This is a genomic window from Streptomyces sp. NPDC090442 (genome assembly GCF_044769405.1).
GTDB lineage: Bacteria > Actinomycetota > Actinomycetes > Streptomycetales > Streptomycetaceae > Streptomyces.
In genome coordinates this window covers 1-21,926 of record NZ_JBIVXW010000042.1, presented here as the reverse complement: position 1 = coordinate 21,926, position 21,926 = coordinate 1, and the positions used below count along the sequence as shown (strand labels likewise).

19 protein-coding genes are annotated in these 21,926 nt (G+C 74.7%); 9 read left to right on the top strand and 10 right to left on the bottom strand.

All coding sequences use genetic code 11. From position 1 onward, the window contains the following. Nucleotides 1-9: 9 nt before the first annotated feature. From ACIQU6_RS27045 to ACIQU6_RS27035, 3 genes are all read right to left on the bottom strand, one after another. Nucleotides 10-1,605 (bottom strand): ABC transporter substrate-binding protein, encoded by a 1,596-nt coding sequence (locus tag ACIQU6_RS27045; protein WP_403484280.1) that lies wholly within the window; start codon nucleotides 1,603-1,605, stop codon nucleotides 10-12. 143 nt (nucleotides 1,606-1,748) lie between these two features. After that, the gene (locus tag ACIQU6_RS27040) at nucleotides 1,749-2,978 is read right to left on the bottom strand and encodes a S1 family peptidase (protein ID WP_403484279.1); all 1,230 of its coding nucleotides are present in this window, start codon (nucleotides 2,976-2,978) and stop codon (nucleotides 1,749-1,751) included. A 375-nt stretch (nucleotides 2,979-3,353) separates the two neighbouring features. Then, a complete protein-coding gene (locus tag ACIQU6_RS27035; protein ID WP_403484278.1) occupies nucleotides 3,354-4,697 on the bottom strand; it encodes a hypothetical protein in 1,344 nt (447 codons plus the stop codon). 214 nt (nucleotides 4,698-4,911) lie between these two features. Between ACIQU6_RS27035 and ACIQU6_RS27030 the strand changes: the two genes are divergently transcribed. Then, a complete protein-coding gene (locus tag ACIQU6_RS27030) occupies nucleotides 4,912-5,469 on the top strand; it encodes a hypothetical protein (RefSeq protein ID WP_403484277.1) in 558 nt (185 codons plus the stop codon). Between the two features lie 184 nt (nucleotides 5,470-5,653). Here ACIQU6_RS27030 and ACIQU6_RS27025 read toward each other — a convergent pair whose 3' ends face one another. The 6 genes from ACIQU6_RS27025 to ACIQU6_RS27000 all read right to left on the bottom strand — a co-directional run bounded on the left by ACIQU6_RS27025 (nucleotide 5,654) and on the right by ACIQU6_RS27000 (nucleotide 11,902). Further along, nucleotides 5,654-6,799 carry an acyl-CoA dehydrogenase family protein gene (locus tag ACIQU6_RS27025; protein ID WP_403484276.1) on the bottom strand — a complete coding sequence of 382 codons (1,146 nt, stop codon included), beginning with the start codon at nucleotides 6,797-6,799 and terminating at the stop codon, nucleotides 5,654-5,656. Next, nucleotides 6,796-7,980 carry an acyl-CoA dehydrogenase family protein gene (locus tag ACIQU6_RS27020; RefSeq protein ID WP_403484275.1) on the bottom strand — a complete coding sequence of 395 codons (1,185 nt, stop codon included), beginning with the start codon at nucleotides 7,978-7,980 and terminating at the stop codon, nucleotides 6,796-6,798. The genes ACIQU6_RS27025 and ACIQU6_RS27020 overlap by 4 nt, the downstream gene beginning before the upstream one ends. Beyond that, a complete protein-coding gene (locus tag ACIQU6_RS27015; RefSeq protein WP_403484274.1) occupies nucleotides 7,977-8,975 on the bottom strand; it encodes an NADPH:quinone oxidoreductase family protein in 999 nt (332 codons plus the stop codon). Before ACIQU6_RS27015 ends, ACIQU6_RS27020 begins: the two co-directional genes overlap by 4 nt. Before the next feature lie 192 nt (nucleotides 8,976-9,167). After that, nucleotides 9,168-10,229 carry a glycosyl hydrolase family 18 protein gene (locus ACIQU6_RS27010; protein ID WP_403484273.1) on the bottom strand — a complete coding sequence of 354 codons (1,062 nt, stop codon included), beginning with the start codon at nucleotides 10,227-10,229 and terminating at the stop codon, nucleotides 9,168-9,170. Between the two features lie 82 nt (nucleotides 10,230-10,311). Further along, nucleotides 10,312-11,208, bottom strand: coding sequence for a phosphotransferase family protein (locus ACIQU6_RS27005; RefSeq protein WP_403484272.1), 897 nt, complete (start codon nucleotides 11,206-11,208; stop codon nucleotides 10,312-10,314). 49 nt (nucleotides 11,209-11,257) lie between these two features. After that, nucleotides 11,258-11,902, bottom strand: coding sequence for a winged helix-turn-helix transcriptional regulator (locus tag ACIQU6_RS27000; RefSeq protein WP_403484271.1), 645 nt, complete (start codon nucleotides 11,900-11,902; stop codon nucleotides 11,258-11,260). Between the two features lie 113 nt (nucleotides 11,903-12,015). Here ACIQU6_RS27000 and ACIQU6_RS26995 point away from each other — a divergent pair, with 113 nt between their 5' ends. The 7 genes from ACIQU6_RS26995 (at nucleotide 12,016) to ACIQU6_RS26965 (ending at nucleotide 20,036) form a co-directional block, all read left to right on the top strand. Next, the gene (locus ACIQU6_RS26995) at nucleotides 12,016-13,227 is read left to right on the top strand and encodes a pyridoxal phosphate-dependent aminotransferase (RefSeq protein WP_403484270.1); all 1,212 of its coding nucleotides are present in this window, start codon (nucleotides 12,016-12,018) and stop codon (nucleotides 13,225-13,227) included. 220 nt (nucleotides 13,228-13,447) lie between these two features. Continuing rightward, entirely contained in the window at nucleotides 13,448-14,776 is a 1,329-nt protein-coding gene (gene egtA / locus ACIQU6_RS26990) for an ergothioneine biosynthesis glutamate--cysteine ligase EgtA (RefSeq protein ID WP_403484269.1), read from the top strand. Beyond that, the gene (gene egtB, locus ACIQU6_RS26985; protein WP_403484268.1) at nucleotides 14,773-16,098 is read left to right on the top strand and encodes an ergothioneine biosynthesis protein EgtB; all 1,326 of its coding nucleotides are present in this window, start codon (nucleotides 14,773-14,775) and stop codon (nucleotides 16,096-16,098) included. The genes egtA and egtB overlap by 4 nt, the downstream gene beginning before the upstream one ends. Further along, nucleotides 16,098-16,853 carry an ergothioneine biosynthesis protein EgtC gene (gene egtC / locus ACIQU6_RS26980; RefSeq protein ID WP_403484267.1) on the top strand — a complete coding sequence of 252 codons (756 nt, stop codon included), beginning with the start codon at nucleotides 16,098-16,100 and terminating at the stop codon, nucleotides 16,851-16,853. Before egtB ends, egtC begins: the two co-directional genes overlap by 1 nt. Beyond that, on the top strand, nucleotides 16,850-17,812 hold the full coding sequence (gene egtD / locus ACIQU6_RS26975) for an L-histidine N(alpha)-methyltransferase (RefSeq protein ID WP_403484266.1): 963 nt from the start codon (nucleotides 16,850-16,852) through the stop codon (nucleotides 17,810-17,812). Before egtC ends, egtD begins: the two co-directional genes overlap by 4 nt. Nucleotides 17,813-17,940: 128 nt before the next feature. Next, nucleotides 17,941-18,870: a phosphatidylinositol-specific phospholipase C gene (locus tag ACIQU6_RS26970; RefSeq protein WP_403484265.1), complete on the top strand. Its 930-nt coding sequence runs from the start codon at nucleotides 17,941-17,943 to the stop codon at nucleotides 18,868-18,870. 137 nt (nucleotides 18,871-19,007) lie between these two features. Further along, nucleotides 19,008-20,036: a trypsin-like peptidase domain-containing protein gene (locus ACIQU6_RS26965; protein WP_403484264.1), complete on the top strand. Its 1,029-nt coding sequence runs from the start codon at nucleotides 19,008-19,010 to the stop codon at nucleotides 20,034-20,036. 20 nt (nucleotides 20,037-20,056) lie between these two features. Here the strand turns inward: ACIQU6_RS26965 and ACIQU6_RS26960 are convergent, their stop codons facing one another. Further along, nucleotides 20,057-21,103, bottom strand: coding sequence for a phosphatidylinositol-specific phospholipase C domain-containing protein (locus tag ACIQU6_RS26960; protein ID WP_403484263.1), 1,047 nt, complete (start codon nucleotides 21,101-21,103; stop codon nucleotides 20,057-20,059). Between the two features lie 140 nt (nucleotides 21,104-21,243). On the opposite strand from ACIQU6_RS26960, the gene ACIQU6_RS26955 reads away from it, so the two are divergent. Next, entirely contained in the window at nucleotides 21,244-21,804 is a 561-nt protein-coding gene (locus ACIQU6_RS26955; protein ID WP_403484262.1) for a DUF2165 domain-containing protein, read from the top strand. Nucleotides 21,805-21,926: the final 122 nt, after the last annotated feature.

The following is a 21,926-nucleotide window of genomic DNA, read 5'->3' as shown; positions in this document are numbered from 1 at the left end:
GGCGCGTGGTCACTTGGTGGGCTGCCAGTCCTCGACGTTCCACCAGGGGCCGGAGGCCAGTCCGTGGTCGTGGGGTTCGACCTGGGTGGTGAGGTCCGTCCAGCGCTTGTCGGTCACGTAGACGTGGTCGACGTGGGTGAGGAAGACGTAGGCCGGGTCCTTGGCGAGTTCGCGCTGGACGGCGTCGTAGGCGGCCTTGCGGGCCTGGCGGTCGTCGGTGCGGCGGGCCGCGACGAGTTGGTCGTCGACGGTCTTGTTGGCGTACCGGGACATGTTGTTGAAGCCGTCGCCGGCGAGCGAGGAGTGCAGGAGCAGGTACTGGTCGAAGTCGGGGTCGGCGGGGCTGCCGCCGCCGGCGAGGACGGCGTCCTGCTTCATGTTGGGCTCGATGGCCTCCCAGGTGCCGGACTCGACCTTGGCCTCGATGCCGGCCTTCTTGGCGTCGGAGGCGAAGGCGAGGGCGTGCTCCTGGCGGAGCTTGTCGCCGGAGAGGTACCAGAGGGTGAAGGAGGCGCGCTTCCCGTCCTTGGCGCGGATGCCGTCGGGGCCCTTCTTCCAACCGGCGTCGTCGAGGAGCTGCTGGGCCTTGGCGAGGTCGTGGGGGCGCTCGGTGCCCTTGGCGAACCAGGGGCTGTCGGTGGGGACCGGCCCGTAGGCGGGCTTGCCGGCGCCGCTGAGGATGCCCTTGACCATGGCCTGGCGGTCGACGGCGAGGTCCAGTGCGCGGCGCACGGCCAGGTCGCCGGTGACGGGGTTGGCGGTGGGGAGGGTGACGTTGCGGTAGTCGAAGGTCTTGGCGGTGAGGGTGGTGCGGTTCTTGTCGCCCTTGAAGGTGGCGGCGAGTTCGGGCGGCAGGATGGCGCCGTCGAGGTCGCCGGAGCGCAGCCGGGTGGCGCGGATGTCGTCGTCCTTGATGACCGCCATGGTGAGGTGCTTCACCTTGGGCGCGCCGCCCCAGTAGTGGGGGTTGGCGGTGAAGGTGAGCTTCTCGCCCTTGGACCACTTGGTGAGGACGTAGGGGCCGGTGCCGACGGGGTGGGTGGTGAAGTCGCCGGTGTTGACGTCCTGTTGGCCGGCGATGTGCCGCGGCGCGATGGGCAGGACGGTGCGCTCGGCGAACGGCGCGTAGGGGTACTTCAGGTGGAAGACGACGGTCCGGTCGTCCTTCTTCTCGACCTTCTCCAGGGCGTCGAGTTCGGCCTTGGAGGCGTTGTTGGTCTTCTCGTCGAGGATGGTGGCGTAGGTGAAGACCACGTCGTCGGCGGTGAGGGGCTTGCCGTCGCTGAACTTCACGCCCTGGCGGAGGGTGTACGTGTAGGTCCTCCCGCCGTCGGTGACCTTGGGCAGTTCGGCGGCGAGCGCGGGCGTCAGCCGCATGTCGGCGTCGTGGGTGAGCAGCCCGTCGAAGACCTTGGAGTTGCCGTCCTTGCCGTAGCCCAGCAGCGGGCTGAGCGTCTCCGGCTCGAAGGCGATGCCGACGACCGCGGTGTCGGTGGGCTTTCCGCTGCCCCGGCCCTCGTCCGGAGTGGCGCAGGCCGCCGCGGTGAGCGCCATCGTGGCCGCCAGCGCCGTGGCGGCCACTCGCCGTATGGACCGGGACGTCATGCCCACACCCCTCTTGGAGATCGACTGTTGTTGCGAATGGCTCGCATTTGTGCGGTTGCCATTAAAGCAGTCGTAAAAGCGGGGTCATGAATCGGTCCCCGGTGGCTGGAAAGTGCCGGTGTGGGCCGGGGTCGGGTGGGGCGTCAGGAGGTGCCGGTCACCAGTTTCAGGTTCCACTTTTGGAGCGGCTTGTCGATGGGTTGGAAGATGGTGACGGTGTCCCCGCCGGTGTCGCAGGTCGCCGCGCCGCCGCCGGAGTGCACCCCGACGGCCTTCGGGGCGCCGGGCTGGGTGACGTAGGAGCCGCCCGAATCCCCGGCCGCGGAGCAGGCGTTGGTGAACGAGAGCCCGGGGATGACGGTGTTGCCGTAGTCGACGGTCTGGTCGGTGCGGGTGATCTCACCGCAGCGCCAGCCGCTGGTCTGGCCGGAGTGGCAGATCGACATCCCGACGATGCCCTGTTGGGAGCCGGTGATGGTGACCGGGCTGCCGCCCTCACCGGCCACCGTGGGGCTCAGCTTCCAGCCCGGCTGGTCGACCGCCACCAGGCCGAAGTCGCCCTCCTGTCCGTTGACGCTGTGGGTGCCCTGCGGGTTGGAGGTGCCCAGCCGGGTGCCGTCCTTGCCGAACGCGGGCTGGTTGGCCTTGAGGGTGCAGTGACCGGCCGTCACGAAGCCGCGGGCGCCGCCCCCGCCGGTCACCGAGAAGCCGATGGAGCAGATCCCGTCGGTCCCCGGCATCCAGCGCTCGCCGCCGACGACGGTGCCGTTCTGCTGGCGCGGCGCCTGGTCGTCGCGCTCGACGGTGATCGGGACCCGCGAGCGGGCGGCGAGTTGCCGCACCGCGCTCTCGAAGCCGGCGGTGCGCAGGGTGCGCGTCGAGCGGTCGACCCGCACCGCCACCGCGTTGGCGCGCTCGTCGATGCCCCAGCCGGTGACGCCCGGGACGCCCCGGCCGGCCCGGTCGGCGATCTGCCGGACCACCCCGAGGAGCGTCGCCCGGCTGTGCCGGACGGTGCGCGGCAGGGCGCCGGCGGCCCGCACCCGGCCGGCGTCGGCGGTTCCGGTGACGGCGACCACGAGGCGGCCGGCCGCCTTGTCGAACCACATCCCGGCGGGCGGCGCGGCCAGCGCCTGGCGCACCGCGAGGGCGGCCTGCTGCGCCCGGGCCTCCTGCGCGAGCCGGGTCCTGGCCTGGGCCGACGACAGGCCGAGGTCCCGGCGCATCGCGTCGAGCATGCTGGCGCGCGAGGTGGGCTCGGGGCCGGGGTCGGAGTGCGGCAGGGCCCGTGCCGGGCCGGTGGGGACGACGGCCGCCAGCACGGCGGCGGCCGCCGCGCTGACGAGTGCGGCCTGGGAGGTGCGGCGTTCCATCGGGGTCTCCTCGCGGTGTCGAGTGCACGTCGGGCCCGGACTCGGACGTGCAACGAGACTCGTCGACACCGTGGCGGGCAGCACCAGGGAGCAGGTCGGCACCCACACCCGCCGCGTTCCCCCGCGCGCCCTCAAGTCCCCGCCGTCTGCGGCCCGGTCGGGATCGAGGCACCATCCGGGACACCGCGGAACGTCCCCTGCTCGGCCGCCCGCCATACGGGAGCCGGGACACCTGAATGTCCGTCATACGGGGTGGCGGGGGTGCGTGCCGCGACGGTGGCGGAGGGACAGGGCGCCGAGGAGTCGCGAGGGCGCTGCCGGGGGCCTATCCGGCAGCGGTGGTGGGTCGGGCGGGAACGGTCCGGGGTGGGCCGCTCAGAAGTCCCCGCCGAAGCCGCCGTCTCCCCCGCCGCCGAAGTCGCCGCCGCCGAAACCGCCCCCGAAGTCACCGGGGTCGAAGTCGGCGCCCGTGACGTCGCCGCCCTCGGCGCCTCCGTAGCCGCCGAAGTCGGCGCCGTAGGCGGGGGTGGTCATCATCATGTGGCCGAGCGCGGTGCCGACGAGGAGGCCGGGGAGCAGGCCGCCGCCGAAGTAGCCGCCGGCCCAGGGGGCGTAGGCCGGGCCCGCGTCCCAGTAGGGGCGGTCGCCCTGCGGGGTGCGGACCGTACGGGCCAGCGGTTCGCGGCCGTCCGCCAGGCGGCTCTGGTCGGCGGCGCAGACCGGGACGGTGCGCGGGGCGCCGCCGGGCGGGGCCCAGGTGGCGTCGGCGATCGACGGGCCGTGCCGGGGGTCGAAGAAGCACGGCAGCCGGCGCTCGGGCAGCGGCCGGCCCTCGCGGCGGGCGGCGAGGGTGGCGAGGGCGAACCGGCCCTCGTCCAGTTCCTTGGTCACCGCCTGGACGTCGCCGGGATGTTCGGCCGAGGCCATCGCCGACTTGGCGTCCTCGTAGGCGTCCAGGGCGTGGGCGTAGTCGGCGCGCATCGCGTCGTCGGCGCCGGGCTCGCCCGGGTCGAAGTCCAGCCGGTCGAGCTCCTCGCCGAAGGCGGTGATGTCCTCGTCGACCACGACCCGCAGGTCTTCGAGGGCGGCGCGCTCCTCCTCGGCCCGCTTGCGGCGGTTGCGGCGGGCGATGGCGTAGGCGCCACCGCCGCCGATGGCGATCAGCGCGCCGAGGCCGACGACGGTGCCGGTGTCGATGCCGCCGCCGGTGCCGCCCCAGGAGGCCGGGGCGTGGCCGCGGGCCTCGGTGGTGGCGGTGTCGACGAAGCTGTTGAGGCGCTCGGAGACGGTGGGGTACTGGGAGCGCTTGACGGCGCCGACGAGGTTCTGGACGGCGGTGTGCGGCATCACGCGGGGGTCGGCGCCGGCGTTGAAGCCGTCGCCGAACTCCACGGCGTAGACGCCGCTGATGCCGACCTTGGTACGCAGGTCCTGGAGGAGCGTGGACGGCTGGTAGTCGGAGGTGCGGGGCAGGACGGCGACGAAGACCGGTTTGCCGGAGTCCTTGATCTTCTTGGCCAGGGCGTCCGCCTGGCTGGCCGAAAACTGACCCGAGGCGCGGGGGTCGACGTAGACCGGGCCCTTCCGTAGGGCGGCGGCCGCCTCGTCCAGTCCACCTGCGGCGTGCGCACCGGGTGCGGCCGCGGTGACCATCGCGAGGAGGGCGGCCAGCAGCAGGAGCACCGGTCCGATCAGCACACGGCGGGAGGCGGTCTTCATGGCTCCGACGCTACCTGAACCGCACTTTCAAGACACCCTCGCCAATTTACGGATTCTTTACTGATCGCCGCGATGCGCCACGGAGTATCGCGTCCCGCGCGGGCCCTGTCGCGCCGGAGCTGCCCATGCAGGTGGTCGCCGGGCGCGGCTTTTTGATGATCAAGGTCGCCGGGGATGCTCCGGCTCGCCCCTCCCCCGAGGAAAGGAGGACACGATGAGCAGGGTCGCCGAGGCGGCGAACTCCCTCGCCATCGCCGTCGCCGCCACCGCGGTCGGCTGCACGCTGGTCCTCGAACTGGCCCCCACACACCACTCCGGGACCAGGCAGCCCGCCGCCCCCGGCCGCCCCAACGCCGCCGTCGCCCACGACGGGGCGCACCGCCCCGTCGGACCCGGCGGTCCGGCGGCCCGGGCCGCGACCGCCGGGCTCGGGAGCCTCACCGGCCCCCGGCCCGATGCGGCGCCCCCCGGCACCGGCCGGATCGAGATCACCGCGCCGGCCGGCCCGATGAGCCTGCGGCCCAACGGCAGCTTCCCGGTGACCTGGACCAACACCACCGGCAGCGAGGTGGACGTCTGGCTCAGCGCCGCCGCCGGCCACGGCCGCATACAGCGACTGGCCCTGGTCTCCCCCAAGGCCGGCGCCGCACCGGCGGGCGAGGCCCTGGTGACGCTCCCCGCGGTCCCGCCCGGATCGAAGTACGCCCTGGAGGTGGCCGCCGGGAACGACCTCGCGCACGCCTTCAGCCGACCGTTCGCCATCACCAAGTAGGGGAACGGGGGCGGGAGTTGGCGGGGAGCTCCGGTCGTCCACGGCGCGGCCGGGCCGGTCGGCCCGGCCGCCCCGTGGCGGGTGCGCCCCGGCGCACCGGGCCGACTTGACGGACGGGAACGGAAGTCGGCTCGGGGGGACCGGCGGGCGCCCGGCGCCGTGCCGGTCCCCCCACTCTCCCCTCTTACGGCGCCGCCAAGTCCACCAGTCCCGCCAGCGCCTCCCGGTGGCGTCCCGGTGTGCCGAGGGCGAGCTCGTCGGCCTTGGCGCGCTTGAGGTGGAGATGGGCCGGGTGTTCCCAGGTCATGCCGAGGCCGCCGTGGAGTTGGACGCACTCCTCGGCGGCGCGGACGGCCACCGGGGCGCAGAAGGACTGGGCTACGGCGACCGCCAGCGGCGCCTCGGGACCATTTCCGGACAGCACGTCGGCGGCGTTGCGGGCCGCGGCCCGGGCCGAGGCGACGTCGAGCCAGAGGGCGGCCATGCGGTGTTTGAGGGCCTGGAACGACCCTACGGGGCGGCCGAATTGGGTGCGCTCGCCGGTGTACCGCACGGTTTCGGTCAGGCACCAGTCGGCGAGGCCGAGTTGTTCCGAGGCGAGGAGTCCGGCGCCGGTGAGCAGCGCGCGGTCGAGCGCGGCGCGGGCCCGGTCGCCGCGGGCCAACAGGCGGCCGGCGGCGGCGTCGAGGGTGAGGTGTCCCAGGGGGCGGGTGAGGTCGAGCGGGGTGATCGGCTCGGTGCGCACCCCGTCCGCGGTGGCGTCGACCGCGTACAGCTCCGGGCCGTCGGGACCCTCGGCCGGGACGAGCAGCAGTCCGGCGCCGGCGGCGTCCGCGACCGAGGTGACGCGCCCGGTGAGCCGGCCGGCGGCGTCCGCCCGTACGGGGGCCGGGCCGGTGTCGCCGGGGGCGGTGGTCAGCGGGACGGCGAGCGTCCCGAGGGTGGTGCCCTCGGCGAGCGCGGCCAGGAGGTCGGCGACCTCCGCGCGGTCGGTGTCGCAGCCGAGGAGTGCGGTGACCGCGAGGACCGCGCTGGTGAGGTACGGCACGGGGGCCATGGCGCGGCCCAGTTCTTCGAGGACGACGGCGGCCTCGCGGGCGGTCGCGCCGGCGCCGCCGAACCCTTCCGGGACCAGCAGGCCGGTGACACCGATCTCGGTCGCCAACGCCCGCCACAGACCCGGGTCGTGCGGCCGGCCGCTCTCCAGGCCGGCGAGCACGGTGGCCGGATCGCAGCGGTCGGCGAGCAGGGCCCGGACGGCGGCGCGCAGGGCCTCCTCCTCCGCGGAGTAGAGGAGGTCGGGTTCGTGGGCGGGGGTCGTGGGGGTCATCGGGGGAGGTCCTTCCACGCGATGTCCTTGTCGGTGCGCGGTTCGGGCGGGAGGCCCAGGACGCGCTCGGCGACGATGTTGAGCAGCACTTCGGAGGTGCCTCCCTCGATGGAGTTCCCCTTGGCGCGCAGATAGCGGTAGCCGGCCTCGCGGCCGGTGAAGTCGACGCCCTCCGGGCGGCGCAGCGTCCAGTCGTCGTAGGTGAGGCCCGCCTCGCCGCGGAACTCCACCTCCCAGCCGCTGATCTGCTGGGCGAGGCGGGCGAAGGCCAGCTTCATGCCGCTGCCCTCGGGGCCGGGTTGGCCCTTGGTCAGTTGCTGGCGCAGCCGTTCGCCGGTGAGGCGGGCGACCTCGGCGTCCACCCAGAGTGTCAGCAGGCGTTGGTGGAGGTCGTGGGTGCGCAGTTCGGGGTGGTCGCGCCAGGCGGTCGACGCCACCCCGATCATCCCGCCCTCGCGCGGGGTGCGGGCGCCGCCGATGGCGACCCGTTCGTTCATCAGCGTGGTCCGGGCGACCTGCCAGCCGTCGCCGACCGCGCCGAGGCGGTGGGTGTCGGGGATGCGGACGCCGGTGAGGAAGACCTCGTTGAACTCCGCCTCGCCGGTGATCTGGCGCAGCGGGCGCACCTCGACGCCGGGGTCGGTCATGTCGCAGACGAAGTACGTCAGTCCGCGGTGCTTGGGCACGGCCGGGTCGGTGCGGGCGACCAGGATCGCCCAGCGCGCCAGATGGGCGCTGGAGGTCCACACCTTCTGGCCGTCGACCACCCAGTTCCCGTCCGCGTCCCGGACGGCGCGGGTGGCGAGCGCGGCGAGGTCGGAGCCGGCGCCGGGCTCGCTGAACAGTTGGCACCACACCTCCTCGCCGGTCCACAGCGGCCGCAGGAAGCGCCGCTTCTGCTCCTCGGTGCCGTAGCGGAGGATCGTCGGCGCGGCCATGCCGAGGCCGATGCCGATCCGGCCGGGGTCGTTGTCCGGGGCGTCGACGGCCGCCAACTCGGCGTCCACGACGGCCTGGAGGGCGCGCGGGGCGTCCAGTCCGCCGAGCCCCTGGGGGAAGTGGACCCAGGCGAGGCCGGCGTCGAAGCGGGCGCGGAGGAAGTCCAACCGGTCGGTGGTGCCCGGGGGATGGGCGGCGAGCAGGTCGGCGGTGCGGCGGCGCAGGTCGGTGGCGTCGGTCATCGCGTCTCCCCCGTTCCGGGGACCACCACGAGGCGGCCGACGGAGTCCCCGTCGGCGACCCGCTGGACGGCGTCGGCGGCCTCGGCCAGCGGGACCCGCCCGCCGATCAGCGGCTTGACCGCGCCGTGGGCCGCCAGCTTGGTCAGCTCCTCGTGGCAGGCGTCGACGGCGGCCGGGTCCTTGGTGTTGTAGAGCCCCCAATGCAGGCCCAGGATCGCGTAGTTCTTCACCAGGGCGTGGTTGAGGCCGGGGGTGGGGACGGCGCCGCCGGCGAAGCCGACGACGACGATCCGGCCCTCGAAGGCGATGCACTTGGTGGACTTGGCGTAGGCGTCGCCGCCCACCGGGTCGTAGACCACGTCGGCGCCGCGCCCGTCGGTGGCGTCCTTGACCGCGGCGACGAGGTCGTCGGTGCGCCGGTCGAGCACCAGGTCGCAGCCCAACGCGCGGGCGGTGCGGGCCTTTTCGGGACCGCCGACGACGCCGATGACCCGGGCGCCGGTGGCCTTGCCGAGCTGGACGGCGGCGCTGCCGACGCCCCCGGCGGCGGCGTGCACCAGCAGCGTCTCGCCCGCCTGGAGCCGGGCCCGGCGGTGCAGGCCGAACCAGCCCGTCTGGTAGCCGATGTGCAGCGCGGCGGCCTCGGCGTCGTCCAGCGCCCCGGGGGCCGGCCGGACGGTCGCGGCGTCGACCACCGCCAGCTCCGCGAAGCCGCCGCCGGGCAGCGCCGGTTGGGCCAGCACCCGCGCGCCGACCTCGCCGGCCGCGCCCTCGCCCGCGGCCAGCACCTCGCCGCAGATCTCCACGCCGGGGGTGAACGGGAGCGGCGGCCGAACCTGGTACTGGCCCCGGCACAGCAGCGCATCGGGGAAGTTGACGCCGGCGGCCCGTACCCGCAGCAGCAGTTGGCCGGGGCCCGGCTGCGGATCGGGCACCTCCTCCAGCCGCATCACCGCTCGCGGCTCCCCGTTCGCGTGCACGCGCCATGCCTTCACCTGATGCCTCCACAGATGGTGGGTCGACCGGGCCGGTGCGGGGCCGGATCGGGCCCTCGCCACGGGGCATACTAAGCGGTCGGTATCGGTGAAGGAACAGTTCCGGCCGGACCCGTCGCGGGCGTGCGCCCCCACCCCGGGGGCGGGTGCCCGCCCCTGGCGGGGACCGGCGTCCCGGCCGCCGCGTGACGCCTACTGGCCGCGGAGGACCTCCCAGACGCCCGGGTCCTCGAACCCCAGCGCCCACAGCCCCCTCCCCCGCACCCCGTACGCCGCCAGCAGCGGCAGTTGGGCCCGGACGCCGCGGGCGTCCTGGTACCAGACCTCGTGGTGTGCGCCGCCTTCTTCGTAGCGGAAGTGCGGGGTGCCGGAGGCCGCGTCGAAGGTGTAGGGGGCGCCCACCCGCTTGCGCAGCGCCTCGGCCTCCCACCACGTCCGGTGCGTGGCGCGCCGGCCGCTGCCGGGCACCCAGTCCCAGCCGTAGCCCGGGAAGGCCAGCTCGATCCGGTCGCGGGGGATGTCGGCGGTGGCCTCTCGCAGGATCTGCGCGTACCAGTCCTTCGAGGACAGCGGTCCCGGCTCGCCCATGGACCAGTGCAGGTCGTAGCCCATGTACCGCACGGTGTCGGCGAGCGCGCCCAGCCGGCGGTAGTCGAAGGCCGCGTGCGAGGGCATCACCGTCACCACGCACGTCTTGCCGCGCCGGTGCAGCCGGGCGCACAGCTCGCCGACGAGCGCGACGTAGCCGCTGCGCACCCGCTCCCGGGTCGCCGCGTCCCCGGTGACGGCCATGGTCTCGTAGTCCAGGTCGATGCCGTCGTAGTCCTGGCTGCGGACCACCGCCAGCAGCGCGTCGACGTGGGCCCGGCGGCGGGTCGGGTCCTGCAGCAGGGCCGCCATGGCCGGTGCGTCCGGCGTCTCGGTCACCGTCGGCACCACCGCGAGGCCGGCGCGGCGCAGCCCCGCCACGAAGTCCGGCCGGACGGCGCCGGGTCGGCCGGTGACCGCGCGCCCGGAGGCGGTCTCGTACCAGAAGGGGCTGACGGTGCGTAGCTGATCGGCGTGTGCCAGCGCGTCCCGGTAGGCGCCGTCGACGTCGCCCCAGAACGGCAACCAGGCCGACATCCGCGGCCCCCGCTCCCCCGGCCGGGCCGCCCCTACCGCCGCGGACGACGGCACCGCGCCCGCCACCAACACCGCGGCCAGCAGCCACGCCCCGCCGGACCGCCCCAGGAACCGCCGTCCTCGTCTCATGTCCCGAGCGTGGCCCGTGGCGGCGCCCGGTGCGCCGTCCACGGGGCCGAATGGCGGGCCGGGCCGGCCCGTTGGGGAGGTCCTAGGGCGCACCGTCGCCGTCGAGCAGGCGGCGGAGTCGGTGGGCCTGGGCTTCGGCGGTGCCGGGTGGGTTTCTGGGGCGGGTGGGGTCGTCGTGGGCGAGGAGGGTGAGCCAGGTGAGGGCGAGCAGGGTCCGGCAGGCGGGCAGGCGGGTCGCCTCGGCCGGGGTGAGCGGGAAGCGCCGCAGGAACGCGGTGGTGTCGAAGGGGCGCGGCACCCGGGCGGCGATGTGCTCGACGATCTCGGCGAGTTCGTAGGCGCGGTCGCTGCGGCCGGACTCCTCGAAGTCGACGACCCGGACGCGGTGGCCGTCCCAGAGGTAGTTGGCGGAGTTCCCGTCGCCGGCGCCGAAGACGGCGGGGACGTCCGGCGGGATTCCGGGTGGGGCGTCGGGGGCGCCCGGGCCGGTGGTGTCGAGCCAGGCCAGACCGGCGCGCACGGCCCGTCGGACGGGCGGGCTGAGCGTCTCCTCCGGGGTGCGGGCGCGCCAGGCGCGGACCCGCTCGACGGTCTCCCGTTGGTGGCCGTGACGCAGCGGCACCCGGGCCAGCTCGGCGGGCGGGAGGGCGGTGTGGACGGTCTCGACGGCGCGGGCCCAGGCGCTCAACTCGCGGGCGCCGAGGGGCCGTCCGCGCAGCGGGGCGCCGGGGAGCCTGGACATCACCAGGGTCGGCGGGCCGGTATCCGTCGGCGGTGGGTGAGGGTCGAGGAGGGTCGGGGCGAGGCCCGGGGCGTGCGCGGCGAGGAGGGTCAGCGCGCGGCGTTCGCGGGCGCGGGGGCCGGGGCCCTCGGCGGCGCGGAAGCGTTTGACGACCCGGTCGGGGTGGAGGGTGAGGTCGTGGGTGTGCCAGCGGGCCGCCCCGGAGGGCGGGCCGGGCGGCGTCCGGTCGGTCGTCATCGGGGGGGACGGTGACACGGGCGGCGGGCGGCGGCAAGGGGGCCGTCGGTCAGGCGGTGGCGGGGTCCGCGGTGCGGTCGTCGGGGTGGGACTGGTCGATCCAGCCGGCGGCCAGGGCCTCGGCGAGCGTGAAGCGGTCGTGGGCGAGGGCGGCGCAGGTGGCGGCGGTCATGCGCAGGACGGTGTCGGGGTGGGGGGCGGGGCCGTCGGCGTAGTGGCCGGTGGTGGGGTCGTCCGGGTCCAGGACGAGGTGGAAGGCGCCCTCGTCCAGGGTGACGTCGACGACCCGCACCGGTGCGTCGGCGAAGTGCCGGGCGAGACGGGCCAGCAACGGGACGGCGAACCAGTGGGCGCGGACCGCGTCGGTGGGGCGCTGCTCGTCGAGCGCGGGGGCGCCCCAGTCGGCGAGCGCGGCGAGGACGGGGAGCAACGCCCGGCCGCGCGGGGTGAGTTCGTAGACCGAGGCGGTGCCGGGCCGGGGGAGCCGGCGGCGGGTCAGCAGGTCGTCGCGCTCCATGTCCTTCAGGCGGGAGGCGAGCATGTCCGTACTGACGCCGGGCAGGTCGGCGTGGAGGTCGGTGTAGCGCCGGGGGCCGCCGAGCAGCTCCCGGGCGATCAGCAGCGTCCACCGGTCGCCCACGGCGTCCAGGGCCCGGGCGACGGCGCAGTACTGGTCGTAACTTCGGCGCGGCATGACACCAGCATAGACATGTGATTGGATTTTCCAAGTTGGAAGTTTGGAAAACCAAGTACGGTGACGAGTGCTACCGCGACCGGCGGTGGACGCAGGAAGTGGGAGGCCGCCGCATGCAGTTCAAGCAGTCCAGCAAGATGTCCGACGTCTGCTACGAGATCCGCGGACCGGTGATCGAGCACGCGGACGCGCTGGAGGAGGCCGGCCACAGCGTGCTGCGACTGAACACCGGCAACCCGGCGCTGTTCGGCTTCGAGTGCCCCGAGGAGATCCTCCAGGACGTGATGCGCAACCTCTCCCGCGCGCACGGCTACACGGAGTCCCGGGGCATCCTCTCCGCCCGCCGCGCGGTGGCCCAGCGCTACCAGGACGCCGGACTGACGGACGTGGACGTCGACGACATCCACCTCGGCAACGGCGTCTCGGAGCTGATCTCCATGGCCGTGCAGGCACTCTTGGAGGACGGGGACGAAGTCCTCATCCCCGCGCCGGACTTCCCGCTGTGGACGGCGGTCACCTCGCTCGCCGGCGGGAAGCCGGTGCACTACGTGTGCGACGAGTCCGCCGACTGGCTGCCGGACCTGGACGACCTGGCCTCGAAGATCACCGACCGGACCCGCGCGCTGGTCATCATCAACCCCAACAACCCCACCGGCGCGGTCTATCCGCGCGAGGTGCTGGAGGGCATGCTCGACCTGGCCCGCCGCCACCAACTGATGGTCTTCGCCGACGAGATCTACGACCGGATCGTCTACGACGACGCGGTCCACCACCACGCCGCGGTCCTCGCCCCGGACGTGGTCTGCCTGACCTTCAGCGGCCTGTCCAAGGCCTACCGGGTGGCCGGGTTCCGCTCCGGCTGGCTGGTGGTCTCCGGCCCCAAGGAGCACGCGGCGGACTACCTGGAGGGGCTGGGCACCCTCGCCTCCATGCGGCTGTGCCCCAACGCCCCGGCGCAGTACGCGATCCAGGCCGCGCTCGGCGGCCGGCAGACCATCACGGACCTGGTGCTCCCCGGCGGCCGGCTGCGCGAGCAGCGCGACCGGGCCTGGGAGCGCCTCAACGAGATCCCGGGCGTGAGCTGCGTCAAGCCCAAGGGCGCGCTCTACGCCTTCCCGCGCCTGGACCCGGCGGTCCACAAGATCCACGACGACGAGAAGTTCGTCCTCGACCTGCTGCTGCGGGAGAAGATCCAGGTCGTCCAGGGCACCGGCTTCAACTGGCCGCGCCCGGACCACTTCCGGATCCTCACCCTGCCGCGCGCCGACGACCTCGACGCGGCGATCAGCCGGATCGGGCGCTTCCTCGCCGGGTACCGGCAGTAGCGGCGACCGCGCGGCCGGGAGGGCGGGCGCGAACCCCCGGCCGCGGCCCCGCGGCACCCGAACGGGCGTACCGATTTCCCCGGCCGCCCGCCCCCTCCCCACCTGGCCGGTCCCCCGCCCCGGACGGTCCGTCGCGGGCAGGCGCTCTTGAGCGGACCGCCCGCAAGGGATTAGGTGGAGGGCGGCAATCCAGCCGCCGCCCCGGAGGGGAAGGGAAGCGATGCCCGTACGACCGGCAGTGTCGGAAGCGGAACTTGAGGCCCACCTGCGCGGGATCTGTTTCAAGACGGGTCCCCCGCGCCGCATAGGCGTCGAGATCGAGCTTCTGGTGCACGACGCCCGCAACCCCCGATGTCCGGTCCCACCGACCCGGATGCACGCCGCGCAAGACGCCCTGCGCGCCCTGCCGCTGCACTCCGCCCTCACCTTCGAACCCGGCGGCCAGCTGGAGCTCAGCTCGCTGCCCGCCGACTCCCTCACCGCCTGCGTCGAGGCGGTGACCGCCGATCTCGCCCGGGTCCGCCCCGTCCTGCGGGAGCGGGGCCTGGAACTCTCGGGCCACGGCCACAACCCCTGGCACCCCCCGCGGCGGGTGCTCCTCGCTCCCCGTTACGACGCCATGGAGGCGTACTTCGACCGGCGCGGCACGGCCGGCCGGTCCATGATGTGCGGCACCGCCTCCGTCCAGGTCTGCCTGGACGCCGGCCACGAGGAGCCCGGTCCGTTGGGGTTCGGCCGGCGCTGGCTGCTGGCGCACCTGTTGGGCGCGGTGCTGGCCGCCGCGTTCGCCAACTCCCCGCTCGCCGAGGGATGTCCGACCGGCTACCGCACCACCCGCCAGGCCATCTGGGGGCAGCTCGACCCGGGTCGCACGCTCGCCCCGCCCCAGGACGCCGACCCGCGCGCCGCGTGGGCCCGCTACGTGCTGGACGCCCCCGTGATGTGCGTCCGGCGTCCGGCCGGCCCGTGGGACGCGCCGGAGGGGCTGACCTTCCGCGAGTGGCTGCGCACCGGCGTGCCCCGGCCGCCGACCCGGGAGGACCTGGACTACCACGTCACCACCCTCTTCCCGCCGGTGCGGCCGCGCGGTCATCTGGAGCTGCGCATGATCGACGCGCAGCCGGGGCCGGACGGGTGGATCGTGCCGTTGGCCGTCACGGCCGCGCTGTTCGACGATCCGGCGGCCGCCGAGTTCGCCTACCGCACCGTCAAGCCGCTTGCGGAGACGGCCGGTTCGCGTCCGGCGCCAGGCAATCCGCTGTGGCGGACCGCGGCCCGGGCCGGGTTGACCGACCCCGAGCTGCACGCGGCCGCGGCGGCCTGCTTCGCCGCCGCGCAGGAGGCACTGCCCCGGCTCGGCACCGCCCCCGAAATCCGGGCGGCGGTCGCGGAGTTCGTCGAACGCTATGTGGCGCGCGGCCGGTGCCCCGCCGACGACCAGCTCGACGCGCTGGCCGCGGCGGACGCCGGCGGCGGCCCGGACCCGGCCGGCGAGGCGCCCGGCACCGCGGCCGGGGGCCGCCCCCTCCTCGGGAAGGACAGCCAGTGACCATCGACCCCGAGCCGTTCCGGGAGCGGGCCGCGGCGGCGCTGCTCGCCGCCCGCGACCGCACCCGCCTGCTGACCACCAGCGTCGAGGACCCCGACCTGGTCGCCCAGCACTCCCCGTTGATGTCGCCCCTGGTGTGGGACCTGGCGCACATCGGCAATCAGGAGGAGCAGTGGCTGCTGCGCGCCGTCGGCGGCCGCGACCCGCTGCGCCCGGACATCGACTCCCTCTACGACGCCTTCGAGCATCCGCGCGCCGCGCGTCCCACGCTGCCGCTGCTGGATCCGGCCGAGGCCCGCGGCTATCTCGCCGAGGTGCGCGGCCGGGCGCTGGACGTCCTTGAGCGCACCGCGCTGCACGGCGGCCCGCTGCACTCCGCGGGGTTCGCCTTCGGGATGATCGCGCAGCACGAACAGCAGCACGACGAAACGATGTTGATCACCCATCAGCTGCGGAAGGGCCCGCCGGTGCTGAGCGCGCCCGAGCCGCCGCCCGCGCCCGACGGTCCGCTGCCGGCCGAGGTCCTCGTCCCCGGCGGCCCGTTCCTGATGGGCACCTCCACCGAGCCGTGGGCGCTGGACAACGAGCGTCCCGCGCACGAGCGGACGGTGCCGCCCTTCTTCCTCGACACCACCCCGGTCAGCAACGCCGCCTACCAGCGCTTCCTCGACGCCGGCGGCTACGAGGAGCCGCGTTGGTGGGCGCCGGAGGGCTGGGCCCAGGTGCGCGAACACCGGCTGCGGGCCCCGCTGTTCTGGCGCCGCGAGGGCCGGCAGTGGCTGCGCCGCCGGTTCGGGGTGACCGAGCCGGTGCCGCCCGACGAGCCGGTGCTGCACGTCAGTTGGTACGAGGCGGACGCCTACGCGCGGTGGGCCGGCCGGCGGCTGCCCACCGAGGCCGAGTGGGAGAAGGCCGCCCGCCACGACCCGGACTCCGGACGGGCCCGGCGCTACCCCTGGGGCGACGCGGACCCGACCCCGGAGCGCGCCAACCTCGGGCAGCGACACCTGCGGCCGGCCCCGGTCGGCAGCTATCCCGAAGGGGCCTCGCCGCTCGGCGTCCGCCAACTCATCGGCGACGTCTGGGAGTGGACGGCCAGCGACTTCCTGCCCTATCCCGGCTTCGTCGCCTTCCCCTACCGCGAGTACTCCGAGGTGTTCTTCGGCGGCCCGTACAAGGTGCTGCGCGGCGGCTCGTTCGGCGTCGACCCGGTCGCCTGCCGCGGCACCTTCCGCAACTGGGACCTCCCGGTGCGGCGGCAGATCTTCTCCGGGTTCCGCACCGCCCGGGACGCCGACCCGACGGCCGGAGGTGCTGCCTGATGTGCCGTCATCTCGCTTACCTGGGGCCGGAGATCCCGTTCGGACGGGTGGTCCTGGAGCCGCCGCACGGCCTGTACCGACAGTCCTGGGCGCCGCGCCACCAGCGGCACGGCACGGTCAACGCGGACGGCTTCGGCGTCGGCTGGTACGCGCCCGACGACCCGCTACCGGCCCGCTACCGGCGGGCCGGCCCGATCTGGGCCGACGAGCAACTGCCCGATCTGGGGCGGGTGATCCGCTCCGGGGCGCTGCTGGCCGCCGTCCGGGACGCCACCGTGGCCGGGGCGGACGCCGAGGCGGCCGCCGCGCCGTTCGCCGCCGGGCGGTACCTCTTCAGCCACAACGGCGCGGTGACCGGCTGGCCGGACACCATGGCGCCACTGGCCGCCGGGCTGCCCGCGCGGGAGCTGCTGCGGCTGGCGGCCCGCAACGACACCGCGTTCCTGTGGGCCCTGGTGCAGCACCGGTTGGCCCGCGGCGACGACCCGGGCGAGGCGCTGGCCGAGACCGTCCGGGAGGTCGCCGAGGCCGCGCCCGGCTCCCGGCTGAACCTGCTGCTGACCGACGGCACCGGCATCGCCGCCACCACCTGGGGCGACACCCTGTTCCACCTGGCCCTCCCCGACGGCGGCCGGGTCGTCGCCTCCGAGCCCTATGACACCTCCCCCCACTGGACCGAGGTCCCCGACCGCACGCTGCTGCGCGCCACCCGCACCGAGGTCCACCTCACCCCGCTCAAGGAGCCCGCAACGTGAGCCCCCTCAGCATCACCCGCACCCTGCCCCCCGATGCCACCGCGGCCGCGCTGCGCGCCGACGTCGCCGAGGGGCTGTCCCGCACGCCCAAGCACCTGCCGCCGAAGTGGTTCTACGACGCCCGCGGCAGCGAGCTGTTCGACGAGATCACCACGCTTCCCGAGTACTACCCGACCCGCGCCGAGCGCGAGATCCTGCGCGCCACCGCGGACCGGATCGCCGCCGCGACCGGCGCCCGCACCCTGATCGAGCTGGGTTCCGGCTCGTCCGACAAGACCCGCCACCTGCTGCGCGCCCTGACCGGGCTGGAGAGCTATCTGCCCGTCGACGTCAGCGAGTCGGCGCTGCGGGCGGCCGGGGAGGCGCTGTTGGCCGAGCACCCGGGGCTGACCGTGCACGCCCTGGTCGCCGACTTCCAGCGCGGCCTGACGCTGCCGGAGACGCCCGGGCCGCGGCTGCTGGCGTTCCTCGGCGGCACCATCGGCAACCTGCTGCCGGCGGAGCGGGCCGCGTTCCTGGACTCCGTGCACGCGCTGCTCGCCCCCGGGGACGCCCTGCTGCTCGGCACCGACCTGGTCAAGGACGAGGCCACGTTGGTCGCCGCGTACGACGACAGCCGCGGGGTGACCGCCGCCTTCAACAAGAACGTCCTGGAGGTCATCAACCGCGAGTTGGGCGGCGACTTCGACCCGGCGGACTTCGACCACGTCGCGCGGTGGAACGCGGAACGGGAGTGGATCGAGATGCGGCTGCGGGCCCGGGCCGACCTGACCGTCAAGATCCCCGGCGTCGATCTGGCCGTGCCGTTCGCGGCCGGCGAGGAGCTGCGCACCGAGGTCTCCGCGAAGTTCCGCGAGGACGGGGTACGCTCCGAACTCGCCGCGTCCGGGCTGAAGTTGACGGAGTGGTGGACCGACGACGCCGGGCGGTTCGCCCTGTCGCTGGCGCTTCGACTCTGAGCGTTTCCGGCCGCCGGGTGCCCACCTCCCCGCCGATGTGGTTCGATGCCCCGATCGCACATCCGTACGCGTAGCCGGGCGCGCCCCGCCGCGTGCGGGACCGGACGGGCTCGACGGAGGGGCAGGGCATGGGCACGGCGCTGGATCGACGGAGTTTCCTCAGGGGCGCGGCGGGGCTGTCCGCCGCCGGGGTGCTGGCGGGCCTCGGTGGCGGGGGCACCGCGGTGGCCGCGGCGCCGGCCGCGGTCACCACGCAGGACTGGATGTCCGCGCTGGGTGACGCCACGCCGGTGCAGCGGCTGACCGTCCCCGGCACCCACGACTCCGGCGCCCGGATCGGCGGCCCCTGGGTGGCCTGCCAGAACACCTCGATCGCCGAGCAACTGGCCTTTGGCATACGGTTCCTGGACGTCCGCTGCCGGGCCATCGACGGCGTCTTCGCGATCCACCACGGCGCGTTCTACCAGGAGTTGATGTTCGGCGACGTGCTCAACGCCTGCCGGGACTTCCTCCGGGCGCATCCGTCCGAGACCGTGTTGATGCGGGTCAAGCAGGAGTATTCGGAGGTCTCCGCCGAGGAGTTCCGCGGGATCTTCGGCACCTACCTGGACGCCAAGGGGTACCGCTCGCTGTTCCGGTTGGACCCGGGGCTGCCGACGCTGGGGCAGGCCCGGGGCCGGGTCGTGCTGCTGGCGGACGCCGACGGGCTGGGCGGGGTGCGGTACGCCGACCCGGCGCTCTTCGACGTCCAGGACGACTACATGACCGAGCCGATCGGGAAGTACCCCAAGGTCGAGGCGCAGTTCCGCAAGGCGGTCGACCAGCCGGGCAAGCTGTTCGTCAACTACGTCTCCACGGCCGCCCTGCTGCCACCGCGCTCCAACGCCGACCGTCTCAACCCGCGCGTCAAGAGCCTGCTGGAGGGCGCCGGCAGCGCCTGGCGGGGGCTGGGCATCGTGCCGATGGACTTCCCCAACGAGTTCGGGATGGCCGGGACGCTGATCGGGCACAACCTGGCCGGCCGCGGTGTCACCCTGGTGGCTCAGCCGGGCACGTGATCGGCCGTCGGACCGAACCCGCGCGGGCCGTCGTGCATCAGACTGGTTGAAATGTCTGGTTCCGGCGTCGCCCCCGTCGTCCCGCCCCGCGGTGCGCGGGCAGGCGGTGCCGGCTGAGTCACGGCAAGGCGGCACTGGTGGAGACGAGCGAACGCGGGCCCGAGGCGGCGGATCAGGAGGAGGCGTCCGGGGCGGCGCCGGGCACATCGCCCGGGCCGGTCCGCACCGGGCGGGCCCGGGCCGGCGTGCCGCTGCGGGTGACCGCGGTGCTCGGGGCGCTGACGGTCGTCGTGGGCGGCGCGGCGCTGGCGTTGCAGGCCGCCCGGCAGGACCCGTTCGTGGCGCCCGGGGACCCGGTGACCGGGACCTATCTGGCGTCCCGGGCCAGCGGCGACCGGGCGGCCGCCGCGGTACTGGCCGGCCCCTACCGGGAGTTGCCGGGCGCGGCGACGGCGATGGCGCGTCCCGCCGGCGGTACTCCGGCCCCGCTGCCCGCCTCCCGGCCCCTGGTGGCCACCGCGGCGACGCCCGCGCCGCCGGTCGGTGCGCTGTTCTCCCCCGGCGACGACGGCGCCGCCGCGCACTACTGCACCGCGAGCGTGGTGCACTCCCCCGCCGGCAACCTCGTCGCCACCGCCGCGCACTGCGTCCACGACGGCGGCTTCCGCACCCGGCTGGTCTTCGCGCCCGGCCTGCACGACGGGCTCACGCCGTACGGGCTGTGGGTGCCGACCCGGATCGACGTGGACCCGCGCTGGATCAGCGACCGGGACCCGGACCACGACGTGGCGTTCCTCCGGGTGCGTCGGCACGGGAGCACCGAGCAGCGGATCGAGGACGTCACGGGCGCCGAGCGGATCCGGTTCGACGCCCCGCCGGGCCGGCCGGCGCAGTTGACCGGCTATCCCGGGGACAGCGACACCCCGGTCGGCTGCCGGCACACCGCGGAGGCCGAGGGGCCCCACCAGGTCCGCTTCCCCTGCGCCGGCTTCCCGGCCGGGACCAGCGGCGGCCCGCTGCTCACCGACGTCGACCAGGTGACCGGCACCGGCTCGCTGATCGGGGTGATCGGCGGTCAGGACGAGGGCGGCGACGACGCCACGTCGTACAGCAGCCGCTTCGGGGCGGACGTGGCGGCGCTGTACCGGCGGGCCACCCGGGGTTGACCGGGCGGCCCGCCGGGCGGTCAGGCGCCGCCGCGCGGCAGCACGGTGCGCAGGACGGCCGGCAGCGGGTACCAGTCGGCGGTGGCGAAGCTGGCGTGCGCGGCGGCGAGTTGCGCGACCCGGGCGCGGGCCTCGGCCTCGGTGGGGTGGGTGGCGTCCAGGGCCGGCGGGACCTTGTGGGCGTCGGTCATGATGAGCAGGTAGTGGCGGGTGTCGTACCAGGACGTGTCGATGGTGCCGCCCAGGTAGGTGGCCGCGTCGCCGTCGAAGACCACGAACCAGGGGCGCAGGGCGGGGTCGGCGTAGCGCTCGCGGGGGTCGCCGGGGGCGGCGCCGTGCACGGCGGGGAACGCGGTGGACGTCGTCAACGCGCCCCGCGCGGCGAGGTCCTTGAGGTGGCCGGCGTATTCGACGTCGGTCCACAGCCGGTCGAGCGGGTTGTGCTCCTCGACGGTGCCCGGTATGAGCTCGAAGAGGAACTTGCCGGCCAGGTCGGCGCGGGACGGCCAGCCGCGGGACCGGACCGCCTCGTCCAGGGTGGCGTGGCCGGCCGCGAGGTCGCCGGGCCCGTAGACGGCGTCCCCCAGTCTGTCGCGGACCAGCGCGTCGAACTCGGCCGGGCCGCGGCCCTTCTTGGCGTTGAAGCCGTCCTTCATCTCGACCTTGACGAGGATCGGACGGTGGCCGGGGTGCGCGTCGTGCCAGGCGCGGAGGTCGGCGAGGCAGCCGGCGAAGTCCTGGTTGCGGTCCTTGGTGCGCAGTTCGGCGGCGGTGCCGGCGCCCACGCAGTTGCTGTTGTTTCCCATCGGGTTGCTGTGCGAGACGCGCCAGGTGCCGCCCAGGCCGTTGGTCCACACGTCCACCTCGACGAGCGCGGCGCCGGAGTCCAACGCATCTGCGAAGTAGGGGTACTTGGCCTTCTCGTAGGCGTTGTGGACGCCGACGGCGGTGCTGGTGCCGTAGCCGGTGGAGGTCGTCGTGGCGGTCGTCTCGGCGCCTGCCGCGCCGGGCGCCGCGAGCATCGCCGCCGCCACGGCGACCGTTCCCGCACACCGCTTCCGGTTCATGTTCCCCGCTTCCCCTCGTGTCCTGCCTGGTCAGTCAGCAGCGTACGGGAGTTGACGGCGCGGCAGGAGGCGCGGAGCGGGCACCGGATCGGACGCGATACGGTCGGCGTCGCGAACCACCGAAACGAAAGGATGTACGGATGCAGAACCGGGGGAACGGCGGGACGGGGTCGGGCCGACTGTCATGGACGGCGGTGGCACTGACGGGGGTCGTCGCGCTCTACATCGCGCTGGTCGCCTTCGGCAACATCACCGACTTCGGGACCAATCAGGCTTATGTCCGCCATGTCCTGGCGATGGACACCACCTTCAAGGCCCCGGACCTGATGTGGCGGGCCATCACCTCGCACTCGGTGCAGGACGCCGCCTACGTGGGCATCATCGCCTGGGAGTCGGTGGCGGCACTTTTGCTGGTGGCGGCGACGGCGGTGGGGGTGCTGCGCCGGGGCTCCGGTGGCGCGGCGGCGCGGCGGCTGGCGACCACCGGGCTGCTGATGATGATGCTGCTGTTCGGCGCGGGGTTCTGGGCGATCGGCGGCGAGTGGTTCGCGATGTGGCAGTCGAAGGCGTGGAACGGGGTGGAGGCCGCGGTCCGCAACTTCCTGATGACCGGCGTGGTGTTGCTGGTGGTGCAGTTGTCGGGGAAGTCGGCGCCGGCGCCGACGGCCCGCTCGGGGAAGTCCGGGAAGTCGGGCAGGTGAGGCGGCGGGCGCGGGGGGGGGCCCCCCCCCCCCCCCGGGGGGGGGCGGGGGGGGGCCGGCCGCGGAGACCTCCACGATGTAGCCGCCGGCGGCGGGCAGGTCGCGCCCCCACGCCCCCGACA